Origin of the sequence: Streptomyces sp. NPDC005266, from assembly GCF_040607655.1 — a bacterium.
Classification (GTDB): domain Bacteria; phylum Actinomycetota; class Actinomycetes; order Streptomycetales; family Streptomycetaceae; genus Streptomyces.
Genome location: NZ_JBEXHC010000004.1, coordinates 227,556 through 245,979, shown reverse-complemented (window position 1 = coordinate 245,979; position 18,424 = coordinate 227,556). Strand labels below are relative to the sequence as shown.

Annotated in this window: 16 protein-coding genes and 1 pseudogene; 7 read left to right on the top strand and 10 right to left on the bottom strand. The window is 70.0% G+C overall.

The window, feature by feature from the left end:
- Positions 1–84: 84 nt before the first annotated feature.
- The 4 genes and pseudogenes from ABZU99_RS09990 to ABZU99_RS09975 form a co-directional block, all read left to right on the top strand.
- Positions 85–531 (top strand): nitroreductase family deazaflavin-dependent oxidoreductase, encoded by a 447-nt coding sequence (locus ABZU99_RS09990; protein ID WP_356045272.1) that lies wholly within the window; start codon positions 85–87, stop codon positions 529–531.
- A 57-nt stretch (positions 532–588) separates the two neighbouring features.
- Positions 589–744 (top strand): hypothetical protein, encoded by a 156-nt coding sequence (locus tag ABZU99_RS09985; RefSeq protein WP_355941687.1) that lies wholly within the window; start codon positions 589–591, stop codon positions 742–744.
- Between the two features lie 153 nt (positions 745–897).
- The gene (htpG, locus tag ABZU99_RS09980; RefSeq protein WP_356045036.1) at positions 898–2,832 is read left to right on the top strand and encodes a molecular chaperone HtpG; all 1,935 of its coding nucleotides are present in this window, start codon (positions 898–900) and stop codon (positions 2,830–2,832) included.
- Between the two features lie 208 nt (positions 2,833–3,040).
- Positions 3,041–3,274 (top strand): annotated as a pseudogene (locus ABZU99_RS09975) (threonine/serine dehydratase); the annotation flags it as partial.
- Positions 3,275–3,325: 51 nt separating this feature from the next.
- Here the strand turns inward: ABZU99_RS09975 and ABZU99_RS09970 are convergent.
- Together ABZU99_RS09970 and ABZU99_RS09965 are read right to left on the bottom strand one after the other, a co-directional pair.
- Positions 3,326–3,805, bottom strand: a complete 480-nt coding sequence (locus ABZU99_RS09970) for a VOC family protein (protein ID WP_356045034.1) — start codon at positions 3,803–3,805, stop codon at positions 3,326–3,328.
- Positions 3,806–3,862: 57 nt separating this feature from the next.
- A complete protein-coding gene (locus tag ABZU99_RS09965) occupies positions 3,863–4,615 on the bottom strand; it encodes a MerR family transcriptional regulator (RefSeq protein WP_355941696.1) in 753 nt (250 codons plus the stop codon).
- Between the two features lie 122 nt (positions 4,616–4,737).
- Between ABZU99_RS09965 and ABZU99_RS09960 the strand changes: the two genes are divergently transcribed.
- Positions 4,738–7,077 carry an excinuclease ABC subunit UvrA gene (locus ABZU99_RS09960; protein ID WP_355941699.1) on the top strand — a complete coding sequence of 780 codons (2,340 nt, stop codon included), beginning with the start codon at positions 4,738–4,740 and terminating at the stop codon, positions 7,075–7,077.
- A gap of 152 nt (positions 7,078–7,229) precedes the next feature.
- Here ABZU99_RS09960 and ABZU99_RS09955 read toward each other — a convergent pair whose 3' ends face one another.
- The 7 genes from ABZU99_RS09955 to ABZU99_RS09925 all read right to left on the bottom strand — a co-directional run bounded on the left by ABZU99_RS09955 (position 7,230) and on the right by ABZU99_RS09925 (position 14,918).
- Complete coding sequence (locus ABZU99_RS09955; RefSeq protein ID WP_356045030.1) at positions 7,230–8,777, bottom strand: PTS ascorbate transporter subunit IIC; 1,548 nt, start codon at positions 8,775–8,777, stop codon at positions 7,230–7,232.
- 20 nt (positions 8,778–8,797) lie between these two features.
- Positions 8,798–9,595, bottom strand: coding sequence for a PTS sugar transporter subunit IIA (locus ABZU99_RS09950; protein WP_356045027.1), 798 nt, complete (start codon positions 9,593–9,595; stop codon positions 8,798–8,800).
- 270 nt (positions 9,596–9,865) lie between these two features.
- A complete protein-coding gene (locus ABZU99_RS09945; protein WP_356045025.1) occupies positions 9,866–10,678 on the bottom strand; it encodes a methyltransferase domain-containing protein in 813 nt (270 codons plus the stop codon).
- A gap of 42 nt (positions 10,679–10,720) precedes the next feature.
- Entirely contained in the window at positions 10,721–12,310 is a 1,590-nt protein-coding gene (locus tag ABZU99_RS09940; protein WP_356045022.1) for a cation acetate symporter, read from the bottom strand.
- The gene (locus tag ABZU99_RS09935; protein ID WP_355941714.1) at positions 12,307–12,615 is read right to left on the bottom strand and encodes a hypothetical protein; all 309 of its coding nucleotides are present in this window, start codon (positions 12,613–12,615) and stop codon (positions 12,307–12,309) included. Before ABZU99_RS09935 ends, ABZU99_RS09940 begins: the two co-directional genes overlap by 4 nt.
- Before the next feature lie 288 nt (positions 12,616–12,903).
- Entirely contained in the window at positions 12,904–14,205 is a 1,302-nt protein-coding gene (locus ABZU99_RS09930) for a helix-turn-helix domain-containing protein (RefSeq protein ID WP_355941717.1), read from the bottom strand.
- Between the two features lie 266 nt (positions 14,206–14,471).
- Complete coding sequence (locus tag ABZU99_RS09925; protein ID WP_355941719.1) at positions 14,472–14,918, bottom strand: spore-associated protein A; 447 nt, start codon at positions 14,916–14,918, stop codon at positions 14,472–14,474.
- Between the two features lie 200 nt (positions 14,919–15,118).
- Between ABZU99_RS09925 and ABZU99_RS09920 the strand changes: the two genes are divergently transcribed.
- Complete coding sequence (locus ABZU99_RS09920) at positions 15,119–15,997, top strand: lytic polysaccharide monooxygenase (protein ID WP_356045269.1); 879 nt, start codon at positions 15,119–15,121, stop codon at positions 15,995–15,997.
- Between the two features lie 149 nt (positions 15,998–16,146).
- Positions 16,147–17,088 carry an endonuclease/exonuclease/phosphatase family protein gene (locus tag ABZU99_RS09915; RefSeq protein WP_356045018.1) on the top strand — a complete coding sequence of 314 codons (942 nt, stop codon included), beginning with the start codon at positions 16,147–16,149 and terminating at the stop codon, positions 17,086–17,088.
- A gap of 32 nt (positions 17,089–17,120) precedes the next feature.
- Here ABZU99_RS09915 and ABZU99_RS09910 read toward each other — a convergent pair whose 3' ends face one another.
- Positions 17,121–18,323: an MFS transporter gene (locus tag ABZU99_RS09910; protein WP_356045015.1), complete on the bottom strand. Its 1,203-nt coding sequence runs from the start codon at positions 18,321–18,323 to the stop codon at positions 17,121–17,123.
- Positions 18,324–18,424 lie beyond the last annotated feature (101 nt).

The window sequence follows — 18,424 nt, the reverse complement described above, 5'->3', positions numbered from 1 at the left end:
GGATTTTCGGCCGGGCTCGCTGCGTTGAGGCTGATCACAGAGAACACTGTGCAAGCTGTGACGACCGACGATGGGACGGATGACATGCCTCTTGAGGGTGAGTACGAGCCGAGCCCGGAGCAGTGGGTGCGCGACCAGGTCGAGCTGATCGAGAGCTCCGGGGGCACCAAAGGAACGACGATCCGGGGTCTTCCCGTCGTCCTGCTGACGACGCGGGGCGCGAAGAGCGGCAAGATCCGCAAGACCCCGCTGATGCGGGTGGAGCACGAGGGCGCCTATGCCATCGTCGCCTCGCTGGCCGGCGCGCCCAAGCATCCGGTCTGGTACCACAACGTGGCGGCGGACCCCCGGGTCGAACTGCGGGACGGCACCGTGCGGCAGGACATGACGGCGCGCGAGGTCACCGGCGAGGAGAAGGCCCTGTGGTGGGAGCGGGCGGTCGAGGCGTACCCCGACTACGCCGATTACCAACGGAAGACCGACCGCCGGATCCCGGTCTTCGTGCTGGAGCCGGCGGCCACCGGGCACTGAGCGGGCAGGGGCCCGGCGCGAGAGCACGATCAACCGACCCTCAAGGATGTGCGCCACATGACCGCAGCGAACAACACCGGCTTCGCGCCGATCTACGACAGCCTCGTGGCGGAACAGGGCGATGTGCCCGCGGAGGCACGGGAGGTCGCGGAGGAAATGCAGCGGGAAGCCGCCCGGGCCCTGGACTGGAGCAGGACGCACCGCAGCGACTGAGGCGCCCCGGTCCCGCCTTTGTGAGAGACACCACCCGTGACCTCGGAGCGGCCGTCCCCGCCGGGAGGCCGCTCAAGTCCCCTCACGTTCGATAAGCTTCCAACGACGGACTGTGATTGATGCCGTCGACGCTCATCTCACGAGGGGAATCAGGTGACTACAGGGGTCGAGACTTTCGAGTTTCAGGTCGAGGCGCGCCAGCTCTTGCAGTTGATGATCCATTCGATCTACTCGAACAAGGACGTGTTTCTACGTGAGCTCATCTCCAACGCCTCCGACGCGTTGGACAAGCTGCGCCTCGAAGCGCTCCGCGACGCAAGCCTGGAGGCGGACACCTCTGATCTCCATATCGCTCTGGAGGTCGACAAGGAGCGCCGCACCCTGACCGTCCGCGACAATGGCATCGGCATGTCGCACGACGAGGTGGTGCAGCTCATCGGCACCATCGCGAACTCGGGCACCGCCACATTCCTGAAGGAGCTGCGGGAGTCGAAGGACGCGGCGGCCTCGCAGGACCTCATCGGGCAGTTCGGCGTCGGTTTCTACTCCAGCTTCATGGTGGCCGACGAGGTGACGCTGCTGACCCGGCGCGCGGGCGAGAGCCAGGGCACCCGCTGGGTGTCCAGCGGCGAGGGCACCTACACCATCGAGGAGGTCGATGACGCCCCTCAGGGCACCGCGGTCACGCTGCGGCTCAAGCCCGAGGACACCGAGGACCACCTCTACGACTACACCTCGCCCTGGAAGATCCGGGAAATCGTCAAGCGCTACTCGGACTTCATCACCTGGCCGATCAAGATGGCGGCCGAGACCGCTGACCGGGCCGAAGAGCCGGACGAGAGCGACGACAGCGCGCCCGAGCTCGAGACCGTCAACTCGATGAAGGCGCTGTGGGCGCGGTCCAAGGACGAGGTCACCGACGACGAGTACCACGAGTTCTACAAGCACATCAGCCACGACTGGAACAACCCCCTGGAGACCATCCGTCTGCAGGCGGAGGGAACCTTCGAATACCAGTCGCTGCTCTTCATTCCGTCCCAGGCACCGCGGGACCTGTTCATGCAGGACCGCAAGCGGGGCGTTCAGCTCTATGTCAAGCGCGTCTTCATCATGGACGACTGCGAAGCGCTGATGCCGGAGTATCTGCGCTTCGTCAAGGGCGTGGTGGACGCGGCGGACCTGTCGCTGAACGTCTCGCGTGAAACCCTTCAGCAGGACCGCCAGATTCAGCTGATGCGACGGCGTCTGGTGAAGAAGGTGCTCTCGACGGTGAAGGACATGATGTCCGGCAACCCCGAGCAGTACGCGACGTTCTGGAAGGAATTCGGCCGCGTCCTCAAGGAAGGGCTGCTCGGCGACTTCGAGAACCGCGACACCATCCTCGAGGTCTGCTCGTTCGCCTCGACGCATGACGCGGAGGAGCCCACCTCCCTGCGGAGCTACGTGGAGCGGATGAAGGAGGGGCAGCAGCACGTCTACTACATGACGGGGGAATCGCGGTCGATCATCGAGAGCTCGCCCCATATGGAGGCCTTTCAGGCCAAGGGGCTCGAGGTGCTGCTGCTCACCGACCCCATCGACGAGCTGTGGGTCGACGCCGTTCCCGAGTTCGACGGCAAGCAGCTGCGGTCCATTGCCAAGGGCCAGGTCGATCTCGACTCCGAGGAGGAGAAGAACGAGGAGGCCGAGGCCGAGCGGGAGCAGCGGCAGAAGGACTTCGCCGACCTTCTCTCCTGGATGACGACAACGCTCGGCGACCACGTCAAGGAGGTGCGGCTCTCGTCACGGCTCACCACCTCCCCCGCCTGTATCGTCGGCGACACCCACGACGTCACCCCGGCCCTGGAGAACATCTACCGCGCCATGGGGCAGCATGTGCCCGAGACCAAGCGGATTTTGGAGCTGAACCCCACGCATCCGCTGGTGAGCGGATTGCGCACGGCACACGGTGAGCGCGGGGACGACCCCGGGCTGGCCGAGACCGCCGAGCTGCTCCACGGCATGGCGCTGCTCGCCGAGGGCGGCGAGCTGAGGGATCCCTCGCGCTTCATCAAGCTGGTGGCCGGCCGGCTGGAGCAGACGCTTTAACGCACTTGGCAACACACCGCTCGACCCCGCGGGGCGTGCCCTTGTGAGTCCGCCCCGCGGGCGTCAGCCGCGGCCGGTGCCGATGCCGGCGGCCGCGGCGCCGATCAGCTGCCGAAGCCCGTCGCAGTAGACCCGGTGGTCGACCAGCGCGGGCAGGACGAGGTTCATCCGGCCGCTCAGCACCGGGAAGTCCTCGGGGTCCAGTGCGGCGCTGGAGTGGGCGCGGAAGGGCGGGGTGCGCTCGGTGCTCGTGCCCGACGAGGCGATCGTCGCGGCGCGGCAGGCCCTGTGGGACGAGCGCAGGCTCGCCGTGGAGCACGCCGCGGCCACCGCGTTCGCGGGCGTCACCTGCGGTGCGTACCGGCCGCGGCCCGGTGAGAAGGTCGCCGTGGTCCTGTGCGGGGCCAACACCGACCCCGGGGATCTGACGCACGCCCGGTAGACCATGGGTGCGGGCTCCGCACGGCGTGCCGCACGGAGCCCGCCGTCTCGGCTACTCCCCCGCGTACGCCTTCCGGAGGGCGTCGATGTCCAGCTTCTTCATCGAGAACATCGCCTCGGTGGCCCGCTTCGCCCGCTCCGGGTCGGATCCGGCCGTCATGTCGATGAGCACGGTGGGGACGACCTGCCACGACACCCCGAACTTGTCCTTCAGCCAGCCGCAGGGGCCCTCCTCGCCGCCCTCGGAGAGCCTGCTCCAGTAGTAGTCCACCTCGTCCTGGTCGTCACAGTGGATCTGGAGGGACATGGCCTCGTTGAAGGTGAACTCCGGTCCGCCGTTGAGTGCGACGAACTTCTGGCCGTTGGCCTCGAACTCGACGGTCAGCACGGAGCCGGCAGGGCCGGGACCGGCCTCGGTGTACCGGCCGATCCGGCCGAGCCGGGAGTTCTTGAAGATCGAGACGTAGTGCTGAGCCGCCTCTTCGGCCCGGCCGTCGAACCACAGACATGTGGTGAATCCGTCGCTGGCCATCGGTGCCTCCTGCTGCTGGGAGTGTTTACCTGTACCGACTGCTGCCGCGCCGCGAACTCATCGCTGTGGGCCGGGCTCCTTCGCGGGCCGATTCTCCGTGCCGTCCGTGATGTAGTGGTGCAGTCGGCTCGACCCCTCCAGCATGGCCGTGGCGCGCTGGATCAACTGCTCCTGACGCCGGGCGATGGCCTCGCGCAGCGCATCGCTGCTACCGGTGCGGCGCAGCCCGTCGAGGACGGGCTGGATCTGGGACAGGGGATAGCGGCCCTGGCGCAGCATGCTGATCATGCGCACGTCCCTTACGTCGGTCGGGCTGTAGGTGCGGTAGGTGGTGCCGGGCTCTCGGCGGGGGGCCAGCAGACCGGCCGACTCCCACACCCGCAGGGCCGAGGTGCGTACTCCCAGATGGGCGGCCACCTCGCCGATGCGCAGATTCGAGCGGGGCAGGGCGGGGCTGTGCGGGGTCTGCTCGGCGACCGCTTCGAGCGCCTCGCCCGTCGCCTGGAGGGACAGCCGCTCCTCGTGCAGCGCGGCGTGGCCGGCGTTCACCAGGGTGAGCGCCTCGGGAAGATTTCCGGCGTGGACGGCTCGCATGACCGCGCGAGCGGTCTCCGTCCCGTATCCCCTCAGCAGCGCCTGGTAGGCCAACAGCGCCCGGCGGTGGCGGTCGTCGAGCCGGCGGTAGCCGGCGGGGGTGCGGGTGGCCGGGGGCAGGACGCACGTGTCGACGTAGTTGCGGATCTGCTGGGTGGAGACACCCGCCATGCGCGCCAGATCGATGGGGCGGAGCCCGGCTTCCATCACGCTCATGGGTGGGCACCTCTCCGGCGGGGGTTCACGGGCGAGTTGAATGTTATCGCGTGAATTCCGAGGCCAGTCGCGCGGATTCCGCTCAAACTCTTCACAGGCACTTCAATGAAACACTTGAAGGCATGGATGTCAGCGAAAGCCCGTCACCCAGCGCTTCCAACGTCCCCCACTACCACGACCTCCGCGGACCCGCTCCGGATCACACCGCCGCGGACAGCCATGGCCTCATCCAGGTCCGTGGCGCCAGGGAGAACAATCTGACCGGTGTTTCCCTCGATATCCCCAAGCGACGGCTCACCGTCTTCACCGGGGTCTCCGGCTCCGGCAAGTCCTCACTTGTCTTCGACACCATCGCCGCTGAGTCACAGCGGCTGATCAACGAGACCTATACGGCGTTTGTGCAGTACTTCATGCCGACGCTGGCCCGCCCCGACGTGGACTCGCTGCGCAATCTGAGCGCGGCGATCATCGTCGACCAGGAGCGGATGGGGACCAACTCCCGCTCCACCGTGGGCACCGCCACCGACGCCCACACCCTGCTGCGGATTCTGTACAGCCGGATCGGCACCCCTTATGTGGGCCCTCCGCTCGCCTTCAGCTTCAACACGGCCGAGGGCATGTGCCCCCACTGCGAGGGGCTCGGCAGGATCTCCGAGATCGACGTCGGTCAACTGGCGGACCGGGAAAAGTCGTTGAACGAGGGAGCGATCAACGTCCCCGGGTTCGGGGTGGACACCTGGCACTGGCAGGTGATGGCGCTCTCCGGCCTCTTCGACCCCGACACCAAGCTCAGGGACTACACACCGGACCAGTGGGAGGACTTCCTCCACAAGCCCGCGACCAAGGTCAAGGTGGGGAAGAACAACCTCACCTACGAGGGTCTGGTCACCAAGGTCCGGCGGCTGTATCTCGCCAAGGACCGGGAGGCGATGCAGCCCCAGGTGCGGGCGTTCGCCGATCGGGCGGTCGCCCTCAGCCGCTGCCCCGCCTGTGACGGTACGCGGCTGAACGAGGCCGCCCGGTCCTCGTTCATCGACGGCCGCTCCATCGCCCAGTGCTCGGCCCTGCAGATCAGCGATCTGGCGGAGTTCATCCGGACCGTACGCCACCCCTCCCTCGGCCCGATTCTGGAGACGCTGCGCGCGACGCTCGACTCGCTGGTCGAGATCGGCCTCGGATATCTGAGCCTGGACCGCGAGTCGTCCACGCTCTCGGGTGGCGAGGCCCAGCGGGTACGGATGGTCCGGCACCTCGGCTCCAGCCTGACCGATGTCACCTATGTCTTCGACGAGCCCACAGTGGGGCTGCATCCCCATGACATCCAGCGGATGAACGGTCTGCTGCTCCAGCTCCGCGACAAGGGCAATACGGTGCTGGTCGTGGAACACAAGCCGGAGACGATCCGGATCGCCGACCATGTGGTCGACCTCGGCCCCGGCGCGGGCACGGCGGGCGGACAGGTCTGCTACGCGGGCGATGTGGCGGGGTTGCGCGCCTCCGACACGCTGACCGGGCGCTGTCTCGACCACCGCGTGGAACTGCGCGAGAAGGTACGCCGGCCGTCCGGGCAGCTGCCCATCCGGGGCGCCCGACGGCACAATCTGCGGGATGTGGACGTCGATATCCCCCTCGGTGTCCTCACCGTGGTCACGGGGGTCGCCGGGTCCGGCAAGAGCTCCCTGATCCATGGTTCGCTCTCCGGGCGGGACGGTGTGATCGTGGCCGACCAGTCGGCGATCCGTGGCTCCCGGCGCAGCAATCCCGCCACCTACACGGGGCTGCTCGACCCGATCCGGGCGGCGTTCGCCAAGGCCAACGGGGTCAAGCCCGGTCTGTTCAGCGCCAACTCCGAGGGCGCCTGCCCGGCCTGCAAGGGCATCGGGCTGATCTACACCGATCTGGCGATGATGGCCGAGGTGGCGTCGGTGTGCGAGAGCTGCGAGGGGAAGCGGTTCCGGCCCGAGGTGCTGTCGTACCGGCTGCGCGGGCGGAACATCAGCGAGGTCCTCGGGATGTCGGTGGCCGAGGCTTGTGAGTTCTTCACCACCGGTCACGCACGGGTGATCCTCGACCGCCTCGCCGCGGTGGGGCTTGGCTACCTCGGGCTCGGCCAGCCGCTCACCACGCTGTCCGGCGGCGAGCGGCAGCGGCTCAAGCTCGCCATCCATATGGCGAGGAACGGCACGACCTATGTCCTGGACGAGCCGACCACCGGGCTGCATCTCGCCGATGTGGACCAACTGCTCGCCTTGCTCGACCGGCTGGTGGATTCCGGCAACACGGTCGTCGTCATCGAGCACCATCAGGCCGTGATGGCCCATGCGGACTGGATCATCGACCTCGGGCCGGGGGCGGGCCATGACGGCGGTCAGGTGGTCTTCACCGGCACCCCCGCCGAACTCGTCGACACGGGCACCTCCCTGACCGCCGTGCATCTGCGCGACTACGTCAGCGAAGGCTGAGCGGATGCGGTGAAGTTCGCCGCTGATCCCTCGCCGTTCGGCCTGGCCGAGGGCTTGGACGCCGAGAAGGATCAGCACGTGACTTCGTCGTAACCGCTTAGGGGTCCGTGGCCGGTGGTCCCGGTCCGGGACCACCGGCCACGGCGTCGTCCTCAGCGCGGCGGGGGCACCGGCGCGCCCTCGGGGGGCTGGATCTTCGCGTACGCGGCGGGGGCCGCGTCCGCCACGGCGGGCGCCGCCGCCACATCCCGTGGCATCAGGGCATCACGGGCCGCGCCCGGGTCCCAGCCCGTCTCGACCACGCGCTTTTGCACCAGGATGGCCGCGCCCAGCACAGCGAGGCCGATCAGCAGGATGACCACGAGGCCGGCGGCGCCACCGGCCTTGCCGGCGTTGCCGATGAGCGCGCCGAACCAGCCGAAGTCGGCGTCGCCGAAGGTGGTGTTCTGGCCGCCGAACGCGCCCAGCACCTTGAGCAGCAGGGCGGGCAGGAAGGTGATGAGCACACCGTTGAGGAACGCGCCCACCACCGCGCCGCGCCGGCCGCCCGTCGAGTTGCCGTAGACCCCCGCCGCGCCACCGGTGAAGAAGTGCGGGACGAGGCCCGGCAGCACCAGGGCGAGGCCGAAGGCGGGGTTGAAGACCCAGGTGAGCAGGGCGAGGCCGACCAGTCCGCCGGTGAAGCTGGAGATGAAGCCGATCAGCACCGCGTTCTGCGCGTACGGGAAGACGATGGGGGCGTCCAGAGCGGGCAGCGCGCCCGGTACGACCTTGGCCGCGATGCCCTGGAAGGCCGGGACGAGCTCGCCGAGGATCGTACGGACACCGAAGAGGATGACCGCGACGGCGATGCCGAACTGGAGCCCCTGCATCACCGACTGCATCAGATAGTTGCCCGTGTCGGTGGCCATGCCACCGGTTGCGGCGAACGCCTTGAAGGCGGTCTCCTCCCCCGCCTTGACGAGGTACAGCACCGCCATGACCAGATAGATCACCAGCATGGACAGGGCGGTGGCCACCATCGAGTCGCGCAGAAAGCGCAGGCCCTCGGGAAGCTTCATCTCCTCGGTGGAGCGACTGCGCTTGCCGACCACCTTTCCGGCCGCGCCCGCGACGATGTATCCGGCCGTGCCGAAGTGTCCGATGGCCACGGTGTTGTTCCCGGTGACACGCTTGGTCCACGGATGCGCGAAGGCGGGCATCGCGACCAGCATCACGCCGAGGAGCACGCCGCCGACCGCCACCACGGCGACGGTCGAGTGCTCGACGTTCGCCAGGACCACGGTCAGCAGCGTCGCCATGAACAGCATGTGGTGCCCGGTCAGAAAGACATAGCGCAGCGGGGTGAAGCGGGCCAGCAGCAGGCTGACCACAAAGCCCAGGATCATCAGCCAGGCGACGCGGGAACCGAATTGGTCCTGGGCGATGCCGACGATGGCCTCATTCGTCGGGATCACGCCGTGTGCGCCCGTGACGCCCTGGATCATCTTTCCCAGCGGAGCGAGGGAGTCGGTGACCAGTCCCGCTCCTGCGCCGATCAGCAGAAAGCCGAGGGTCGCCTTGATGGCGCCGCCGACGATCTGACCGGTGCTCTTCTTCATCGCGAGGAGTCCGACGGCGGTGATGATGCCGATCAGATACGCGGGTTCGCTCAGTATCTCGTTGACGAGAAACGTGGCGAGGGTGACAAACCAGCCCATGGTGCTCTTCTTTTCCCGTCCTAGACGTCGTACGTGTCCCGGAGCGCCGCGTCCACCTCGGCGGTGCTCGTGAAGTCCTGGATGACCTTGACCGGCCGTCCCACATCGCCGAGGGTCCTGGCGATCTCACGTGAGGTGATCAGGGCCACGGCCTCGGACGCCTTGCCCTTCGCCGAGATGGTGTCGGTCGCCTCCACGGTGATGAACGCCGACCAGCCCCAGCGGTCCAGGACCTGCTCCAGGGTGTTCTTGAGAAACAGGCTGGTGCCCACGCCGTTGCCGCACACGGTGAGGATCTTGTGCATCGAGGACGCCTTGGCGCCCGGTGTCGCCGCGGTCTTCTGTGGCGCGGTGCCGACGGGGGCCGGGCCGTCGCCGGTGAGAACCGCGTGCAGGGCCTCGGGTGTGGGTGCCGACCCGAGGGCGGCGGCCGTATCGGGATCGCCCAGCAGCCGCGCCAGACTCCCCATCGCCGCGGTGTGTGCGCCGGAGTCCTGGGCGGCGAGGGCCACGACCAGGGTGACGGGGTCGTTGGACTCGTGCCCGAATTCCACCGGTTCGGCGAGCCGGACCCAGGACATCCCGGTTTTGAGTACGGCGGGTGACGGGCGGGAGTGGGCGAAGGCCACGCCCGGGGCTATGACGATGTACGGGCCGTTCTCCTCGACGTTGGCGACCATCTCGCCGGTGTACTCATCGGTGGTGACGCCCGTTTCCACCATGAGACCGCCGGCGATGCGGATCGCCTCAGGCCAGTCGTCCGCCCGGACGTCGAGCCGGATGGACTCGACGGGGAGCAGGTCAGTGAGGTCTTCCATGCACGGCATCTTTCCTGACCCCTCATGGACACACCGGAGCGGGTCCCTCCGTTTTTGCCGCGGCGCATAACGATGCGGTGAACACGGGCGGATGAGCGCGGCCACGGACACGGCGAGGAGCTGGATCCCCGAGAACCGGGCCGGCGGGCCGAGGAGGCGGCGCCGGGTGGCGGGCCGCGGGAAGGGTCCAGGCCGCGGGGAGAGCGAGGCAGATCAGCGCCAGGGACACCCTCACGGCGGCCGGTGCCCCGGACAGTGGGACGCGGCGGATCAGGGGCGGCGGCCCCAGGCGGAGACCATCGGGGCGGTGGCCAGGTCGAGGCGTCCGGTCGCGACGTTGGCCAGATGGCGGTCGATCTCCTCGTCCGTGGCGAGCCCCGCCGCCACCAGACGCTCCCGGATCTGCCGCACGGTGGCCGCTTCGAGGACTGCGCAGGCGGGTGAGGTGATCGGGAAGTAGGCGTCGGCCCGTACGTCCTCCAGACCGGCCTCGCGCAGCAGCCGCGGCAGGGTGCGGCCGTAGGCGAGGTCGGCGCCGCGCGTGGCCATCAGCTCGCGGAAGCCCGAACGCAGCCGGTTGGCGAGGCGCTGTTCGGGGCCCGACTCGTCCGGGCACAGCAGGGGCTGCAGCCCGGGGTCGGCGTCCTCCAGAAGCAGCGTGCCGCCCGGCCGCAGCGCCTCGATCATCCGGCGCAGCGCCTCGGCGCGGTCGGGGACATGCACCAGCACCAGCCGGGCGTGCACGAGGTCGAAGCCCCCGGCCGGTGGCGGATCGGCCGCCACGTCGTGGCGGAGCGCCTCGATCACGCCGTCGGCGGTGTCCCCGAGCCAGGACACATCGAGATCCGTGGCGATCACGGTTCCGGTGGGGCCGACCCGTTCCGCCAGCCCGGTCGGTACGGAGGCGCCGCCCGCGCCGACCTCCCAGCACCGCATGCCCTCGGCGAGCCCGAGCTGGTCGATGTGGCGGAAGGTCACTGGATCGAACAGCTCGGCGAGGGCGCCGAAGCGGATGCCCGCCTCGGACTGCCGGTTGTCGAGCAGATAGCCGTGCGTGTCGTCCGCGGTGTCGTTTCCAGCCATGCCGCGATCATGGCAGACGCGCGCCTCCGGTCCGCCGCGGGCTCAGCCGGTGTGCGTCGCGTAGGGCGTCTCGGACGAGGCGGGGCTCTGGCTGTGACGGGGCCGGCGGCCGAAGCGGGAGCCGAGCCAGCCGAGGAGGAAGCCGGCGGGGATGGTGAAAAGGCCGGGGTTGCGGAGGTCGAACCACTTGAAGTCGCGGTCGGGGAAGACCGCGAGGGGGTCGCCGGAGACGGTCGGGGAGAAGGTGAGGGCGAGGACGGTGAGGGCGAGGCCGCCGTACAGGGCCCAGCGGAATCCGGTGATGGTGAAGCCGGACCACATCGTTCCGTAGAAGAGCACGGGGGCCAGGGCCGAGGCCGATGCCGCGAAGGTGAAGGAGATCAGCACCTGGCGGCTCCAGTGCTGCGTCACGATGGCCAGGACGACGGCGGTGACGCCGACGACCACGACCGCCGCACGGGCGGCGGCGAGTTCACGGTCCGGGGAGAGCCGGTCCTTGAACATGACCTTGGCCAGGACGTCATGGGCGAGGGAGGCCGCGGCGGCCAGGGTGAGTCCGGCGACCGCCGCGAGGATGGTGGCGATGACCGCGCAGGCCACGATGGTGAAGATCAGACTGCGGTGGGCCGAGGGGGAGTCGGGGTCGAGCGCGCGGGTCAGAAGCAGCAGGGCGTCGCTGCCGGTGGGGTCGGAGGCGCGCAGCGTACGGGCGCCCACGATGGCGGTGGCTCCGGCGCCGACGATGACGATGAGGACCAGGACCGTGGTGACGGCGCCCACGGCCCACGTGGTCGCGGCGCGGGCGGCCTGGATGCCGCGGATCGGATGGAGCCGCATCGTGATGTGGGGCATGCAGGCCGCGCCGACGGCGAGGGTGAGCTGGACGCTGATGATTTCCATCCGGCCACTCGCGGATTCGCCGTACTGACGGCCGGACTGCCAGAAGGCGTCGCCGTGGCCGCTGGCGTCAGCCGCGGCGCCGAAGAGGGTGGCAGGATTCCAGGAGAAGCGCTCCAGCACCAGGGTGGCGAGGAGGACGAACGCGAGGAGCAGCAGGACGGTCTTGATGATCTGGATGAAGCCGGTGCCCTTCATGCCGCCGAGAGCGGCATAGCAGACCATGAGCGAGCCGATGAAGATGATGCAGCCCGTGACCGCTCCGCTGCCGGGGATGCCGAGCATCAGCGCCATCATGCTCCCGGCACCGCCCAGCTGGACCAGCAGCAGCGGCATGGTGACCACCAGCGCCACGACGGCGATGCCGATACGGGCGGGGCGCTCGCTCAGCCGCTCGGAGAGGATGTCGCCGAGGGTGAACCGCCCTCGCCCGCACAGGGGTCCGGCCATCAGCAGCATGAACACCAGGATCGAGAGCACGCTGGACGTGGCGACGAGTACGCCGTCGAAACCGGCCATGGCGATGGTGCCGGTGGTGCTGAGCACGGTGGCGGCGGAGATGTAGTCACCGGCGATGGCCAGCCCGTTCTGCATCGGGCTGAGCCCGCTCGTACCGAGATAGAACTCGGTGGGGTTGTCCTGGCCGGTAGCGGCGAAGATGCAGAGCAGGAAGCATACGGCGATAAAGCCCGCGAAGAGCACGAACGCCACGGTTCTGGGGTCGAGGAGGCTCACTGCTCCGCCTCCCCCGCGGCGACGGTCTGCCGGTGGTACCGGACGAGGACGGCGAGCAGCACGCCTGCGTCCACGCCCATCAGCAGGGCGCCGACGGTGAATCCCCCGCCCGCCTCGATGTTGGCGACTCCCTCGGCGGCGCAGTTCACCACCACGGCGGCCGCATGGCAGCTGAGCGCGGCGCAGGCCGCCCGCGCCGCCCACGGCCAGGGCCGCTGCCAAGGGGAGCGCCGCATCGGCGGGGGCGGGGCGGCGGTGCGGGGCGGAATCGGGCTCGCGTAGGGCGCCGTCGCGGGCGGCTCCATCGTGGCGCACCCTGATGCCGCAGGGCGCCCCGGTGCCGCATGACGTCCTGGCGCCGCCACGGCGGTGTGCGTCGGGCGCGGCCTGATCGGCGGGCCCCAGGGGTGGTCGTGGTCGGACATGACGCGGCTCCTCGTGGCGGATTCCGTCCCGTTCCGTATGGACGGACCGCCACGACAGCAGGTCAGCGCGGTCGCGTACAGCCCAACCGCCGGACCGTGTGGCAGGGGCACATGTTCTGCCCGCCATGACTGTGCACGCCCACACTCTTCCCGGTCACGGCACCCTTGTCAGGACACCAGCAGCCGGTGTGCGGACAGGGCGAGCGACAACTCGACCACGTTGCGCGGGCGGTCCAGCGACCGTCCGATCAACTGCTCGTAGCGGCGCAGACGGTTGAGGACCGTGTTGCGGTGGCAGAACAGCAGCTGCCCGGCGCGGCGCGCCGATCCCTCGGCCTCCAGCCATGCGGCCAGGGTCGTCAGCAGCATCTCCCGGTCGGCGGGTTCGAGCTCCAGGACGGGCCCGAGCATGCGCTCGGTGAGCGCCGCACCCAGATCCGGGGAGGACACCACCAGGGCCTCCGGATAGTGGTCGTCCAGCAGCGCCGCCTCCCCGGGGGCTGGGCGGGTGCGCAGGGCCGTATCGGCGAGCCGGCGGGCGGTGCTGACGGCCGCGAGACCGGTCACGGCGGGGCTGACTCCCGCCCGTGCGCCCGGTGGCATCGTCAGCGCGCGCACCAGCTCCTGCGGGCCGGTGTCTCCGAGCAGCACGATGGCGTGGGAGGCGCCCTCCCCCGTATGCCACACCGCACGGCAGCCTCCGTACACCTCCGGCGGGCGCGGCGCACCGGGCGCCATGTCGACGTCCTCCAGCGCCACGACCGCGTAACGCCCCTGCTCGGGCAGGCCGAGGACCTCTTCCGCCTGGGGGAAGTCGCTCACCCGGGCGGTGCCGTCGAGCAGGCCCGCGACGATGATCCGGTAGCGGTTCTCCCGGTGCCAGGCGAGCTGCCGTCCGACCTCGTGGTACGCCTCGGCGACCAGGGTGCAGTGCTCGTCGACGAAGTTCCATACGTCTGCGGCGACGTGCACCAGCGAGCGGGCGCCGAGCGGATCGTCACGCGACGCCGTCTCCAGGAGGTGCTCCCAGACCACGGTGCAGCCGATCCGGAACGCGTGCAGAAGCGCGTCCAGCGGAAAGCCCTGGGCAGCGCGCTCGGCACCGATCCGCCAGGAGCACGATCTGGCCGCCTCGCGCATCTCCTTCGGATACAGCAGGGAGCGTACGTTGTTGCTCAGCGAGTCATGGACCTCGCGCCACAGTTCATGCGGGTCGACGCAGCCGGCACGGTAGGCGGGCTCCCGCTTCTTCATCAGGGCGACGATGCGGTCCGTCAACCGCGGCACCTCGTCGACGAGTACGCGGGCGGCGCGGTGGAGCAGTGCGACGGTCTCCGCGTCGGCCCGCGACGGTATCGGAGGACGGGCGGCGGGCATCCGGGGCAACGACCGGACCCGGTCGGCGGACAGGCGGGTGGCGGGGCGCCCCGCCGCGGGGACGGAGGCGCGGGAGCCGGTGACCGGGTGCATGACGACGTTCCTCCACCTGTGACGTGCAAAGCGCGGCTCAGCGCTGCGGCATGACCACGGCCTGGTGTGATACCAGACCTCACCGCTATTGCACCACCGGCATACCGCACGGTCGGCCACTTCGGCGCATGTCGTTCGATCCCGCGGCTCATACAGAGGCCGCTGATGGGCACGGCTTCGCGGCGGCCACTGGAATCAGTGGCCGCCGCGCCCCCGTTATGGCCGGCGGGCGGAGCCCGCCGATGTGGATGAGGTGCGGGCCCGGCTTACCAGCCCTTGGTGACGCGGTGGGCCGTCAGGGAGCCGCAGTTGGACCCGTACGTCCAGGTGGACTGGTTCTCGATGCCCCCGGCCCAGTCCACGCACTTCCCGCGCCCGTTGCCGTACACCGGGCCCGCGTACGTGGTGTACGCGCCGCCGTCCTCCGCCGCCTCGTCGGCCCCCTGCACATAGAGGTAGGCGAACATCGGGACCGGCTTGCCCGCGGTGTTGCGGACGGTGACCACGCAGTTCTTGCCCTTGGCGGAGTTGTAGGTGAGGAAGACGGTGCCCTTCGTCCCGATAGGCGCCGAGTTCACCACCTTGTACCCGCTGCCGCACGCCCCGTTGTACGCGGCCCTGGTGGCGGCCGAGGCCTGCGGCGCCAGGGCCACCGTGCCGGCGGCGGCGGAGGCGAGGACCGCCACGGCGGCCATACCACGAGAAAACTTCATTTATCCCCCTTTTGATCATCAGGCGCTGTTTGCGTCTGTCTAGGTGACATGTAGGGGGCGTGGATGGTTGTACGCCTCGGACTACTTCTCCCACGGCCCTGCGACGGCAGATTGAACGGATGGCCCGGACCGCCCGTACCCCGTACTACGCGGGGCGGGCGATCCACCCCGCGCGCACGGAGCCAGGAGGACTGCATCGGATGACCTCGCACCGCACCGCCACGGTGGCCGCTCTCCTCGGGGCGGTGCCGTGTCTGCTCACGGGACCGGCCGCGCAGCCCGCCCAGGCCCACGGAGCTCCGACCGACCCCATCAGCCGGACGGCGGCCTGCTCCCCCGAGGGTGGGCGCGCGGCGCGGTCCGCCGCGTGCAAGGCGGCCGAGGCGGCGGGCGGCCAAGGACCGGCCGACTGGGACAATCTGCGCATCGCGGAGGTCGGGGGCAAGGACCGCCAGAAGATCCCGGACGGAAAGCTGTGCAGCGCGGGGCTGGACGCGTACCGGGGTCTCGATCTGGCGCGGGCCGACTGGCCCTCGACGCGACTGCGGGCCGGGGCGGACCTCACGCTCACCTACCGGTCGACGATTCCGCACACGGGGACCTTCGAGCTGTATCTCACCAAGGAGGGCTACGATCCGAAGCGGCCGCTGAAGTGGTCGGACCTGGAGGCGAAGCCGTTCGCCACGGCCAAGGACCCGGCACTGGTCGATGACGCCTACCACATCAAGGCCACGCTGCCGTCCGGCCGGAGCGGCCGTCAGCTGCTCTATACGATCTGGCGCAACACCAGCACGCCCGACACCTATTACTCGTGCTCGGACGTCGTGCTGACCACCTCGGCGCCGGAGTCCTCGGCCCCCTCCCAGCCCTCGGCCGCTCCGTCGAGCCCGCCGACGCGGCGCGCCGCCTCGGCTGCTTCTTCCCCCGCTTCTTCCCCCGCTTCCTCTGCCGCTTCCGCCTCGGCTGCCGCGGACAGCGGTGAGGACACCACGCCCATACTCCTCGCCAGTGGCGCGGCGGTACTGGTGTTCGGCGCCGGCGTCGCCGCCGCCATCCGGAGGCGCCGCCCGAGCCGATGACGCGGGCCGGTGGGCCGGGCCGCGCCCGGCCTTGAGGCCCTCTCCGTGTCGCCGTACGTTCCTCCTCATGGCCACCACAGGACACGCCGCCCACACCGCGCGGTCCAACACTGGGACCAACGCCGGACCTTCCGGATCTTGGAGGAGCCATGCCCGCACCTCTGTTCAGCCGCCGCCACGGCATGCGTGCCGCGGCCGCGGCGGCCGTCACGCTCCCGCTCGCCGCCCAGCCCCAGCACCCCGCCGCGGCCGCCCCCACCACGGCCACCGACCCCATGGCGGCCACCGACCCCACGGCCGCCGCCAAGGGCGGTTCGCGGCTGAGCGTCATGACGTTCAATCTGCGCTTCGCCAGTGACTCCGAGCCCAACTCCTGGGCGCAGCGACGCCCCGTCATGCGGGAGCTGCTGCGCCGCACGCGACCGCAGGTGCTGGGCACCCAGGAGGGGCTGTACGGCCAGCTGCGCGATATCGCGCATGACCTCGGGCCGCACTACGACTGGACCGGCACCGGCCGGATGGGCGGCAGCCGCGACGAGTTCATGGCCGTCTTCTACGACACCGGGCGGCTCGAACCCGGCGAGTACGACCACTTCTGGCTGTCCGACACCCCGTATGTGATCGGCTCCAACACCTGGGGCGGCGCCGTGGTCCGCATGGTCACCTGGGTCCGCTTCCACGACCGGCGCACCGGTAAGGAGTTCTACGCGCTGAACACCCATCTCGACCACCGCGGCCAGAATGCCCGGGAGCGCTCGGCCGCCCTGATCACCGAGCGGCTCGGCGCTCTGGACGCCGCCCTCCCCCGCCTGGTGACCGGTGACTTCAACGTGGCCGCCCACGGCAACCCGGTCTACGAAGCGATGCTCAACGGCGGGTCGCTCGTGGACTCCTGGGACACCGCCGAACGCCGCAGCGCGCAGTACGCGACCTTCCACGGCTATCGCCCGCTTGTCCCGGACGGCGACCGGATCGACTGGATCCTCACCTCGCCCGGTGTGCGCACCCGCTACGCCGCCATCAACACCTTCTCCGGGGGTGGCCAGTTCCCCAGCGACCATCTGCCGGTGCAGGCGGTGCTGGAGCTGTGACGTGTCGAGGGGCGCTGCCCACCCCCACGGCCCTAGCCGCAACGTGCTTCCCTGGCGGCGGGCCGCAGCAGCCGGAGCAGGGTGGCCGCCGCGAGCAGTGCCACACAGCCGGTGAAGATCAGGCCCGCCGCCCGCAGGCCGACGGTGACGGACAGCGCCCCGACCCCGATCACGGGGATCGCGAGGGCCAGATACATCAGAACGAACAGCGCGGAGGTGACCTCCGCGCGCCGGTCGGCCGGGCTCCGCCGGGTCACCACGGCCACAGCGGCGTGGAAGGAGAGCCCCTGTCCGGTCCCCGCCACCGCCGCTCCCACCACCAGCAGGGGCAGCGACGCGACGGCCAGCGACCCCGCGATGGCGGCCATGCCCGCCACCAGCACCGCGCATCCCCCGGGCAGCGACCATCGCTCGCCCAGCCGCCGCGCCAGCAGCTGCCCGGCGATGGACATGGCGAACACCGAGAACGCCACGGCACCGGCCACGGCCCGGTTCCGTTCCCCCTCCACCTCGCGCAGGAAGAGCGGGCTCACCGAGGTGAACAGCCCCAGCGTGGCGAACCCGGCGAACCCCGCCATGGCCGCGGCCACGAACGTCGAGCGCATCTCCCGGGGCACCCGCAGCCGCTGCGGCCGCAGCGGCGGACGGTGCCTGGCCCGTACGGTCTCCGGGATGCACAGCACCGCGGCGGCGGCCACAGCCACCAGCGCCAGGTCCACCACGAACACCAGACGCAGCGGCGCCGGCGCGTACTGCGCCAGCACCCCCGCCAGCAGCGGCCCGAGGCCGAGGCCGCCCAGGTTGGCCACCGTCGCGACAAGCGTGGCGGCACCGCGCCACCGCTCGGGTGCCTGTTCGATCACGGCGACGGTGGCGGCCCCGGTGACCAGCCCGGCGGAGAGCCCGGAGAGGATACGGCCCGCGAAGAGCAGCGGCAGCCCGTCGGCGGACAGGAAGCACACCGCGCTCGCCGCCGACAGGACGAGTGCGGTCAGCAACACGGGCCGTCGGCCGATGAAGTCGGACAGATGGCCGAACAGCAGCAGGGCCGCGACGACCCCCAGCGCGTAGACGGCGAAGATCACCGTCACGGTCAACGAGGAGAAGCCCCAGCGCTGTTGATACAGGTCGTACAGGGGCGTGGGCAGCGTCGTGCCGCTCATGGTGATCACAAAGGCGTAGGCGGCGGCGACGAACGGCCAACCGCGTTCCGTGGAGTACCGGCGAGTCCCCATAACGGCTGATTTCATCACATAGGGGGCGAAATCGCGGTGCGGTGGCCGTCGCCGTCCGCCGGTTTGCCGGACCGGCAACGATCCTCGCCACGCGGAGGCGG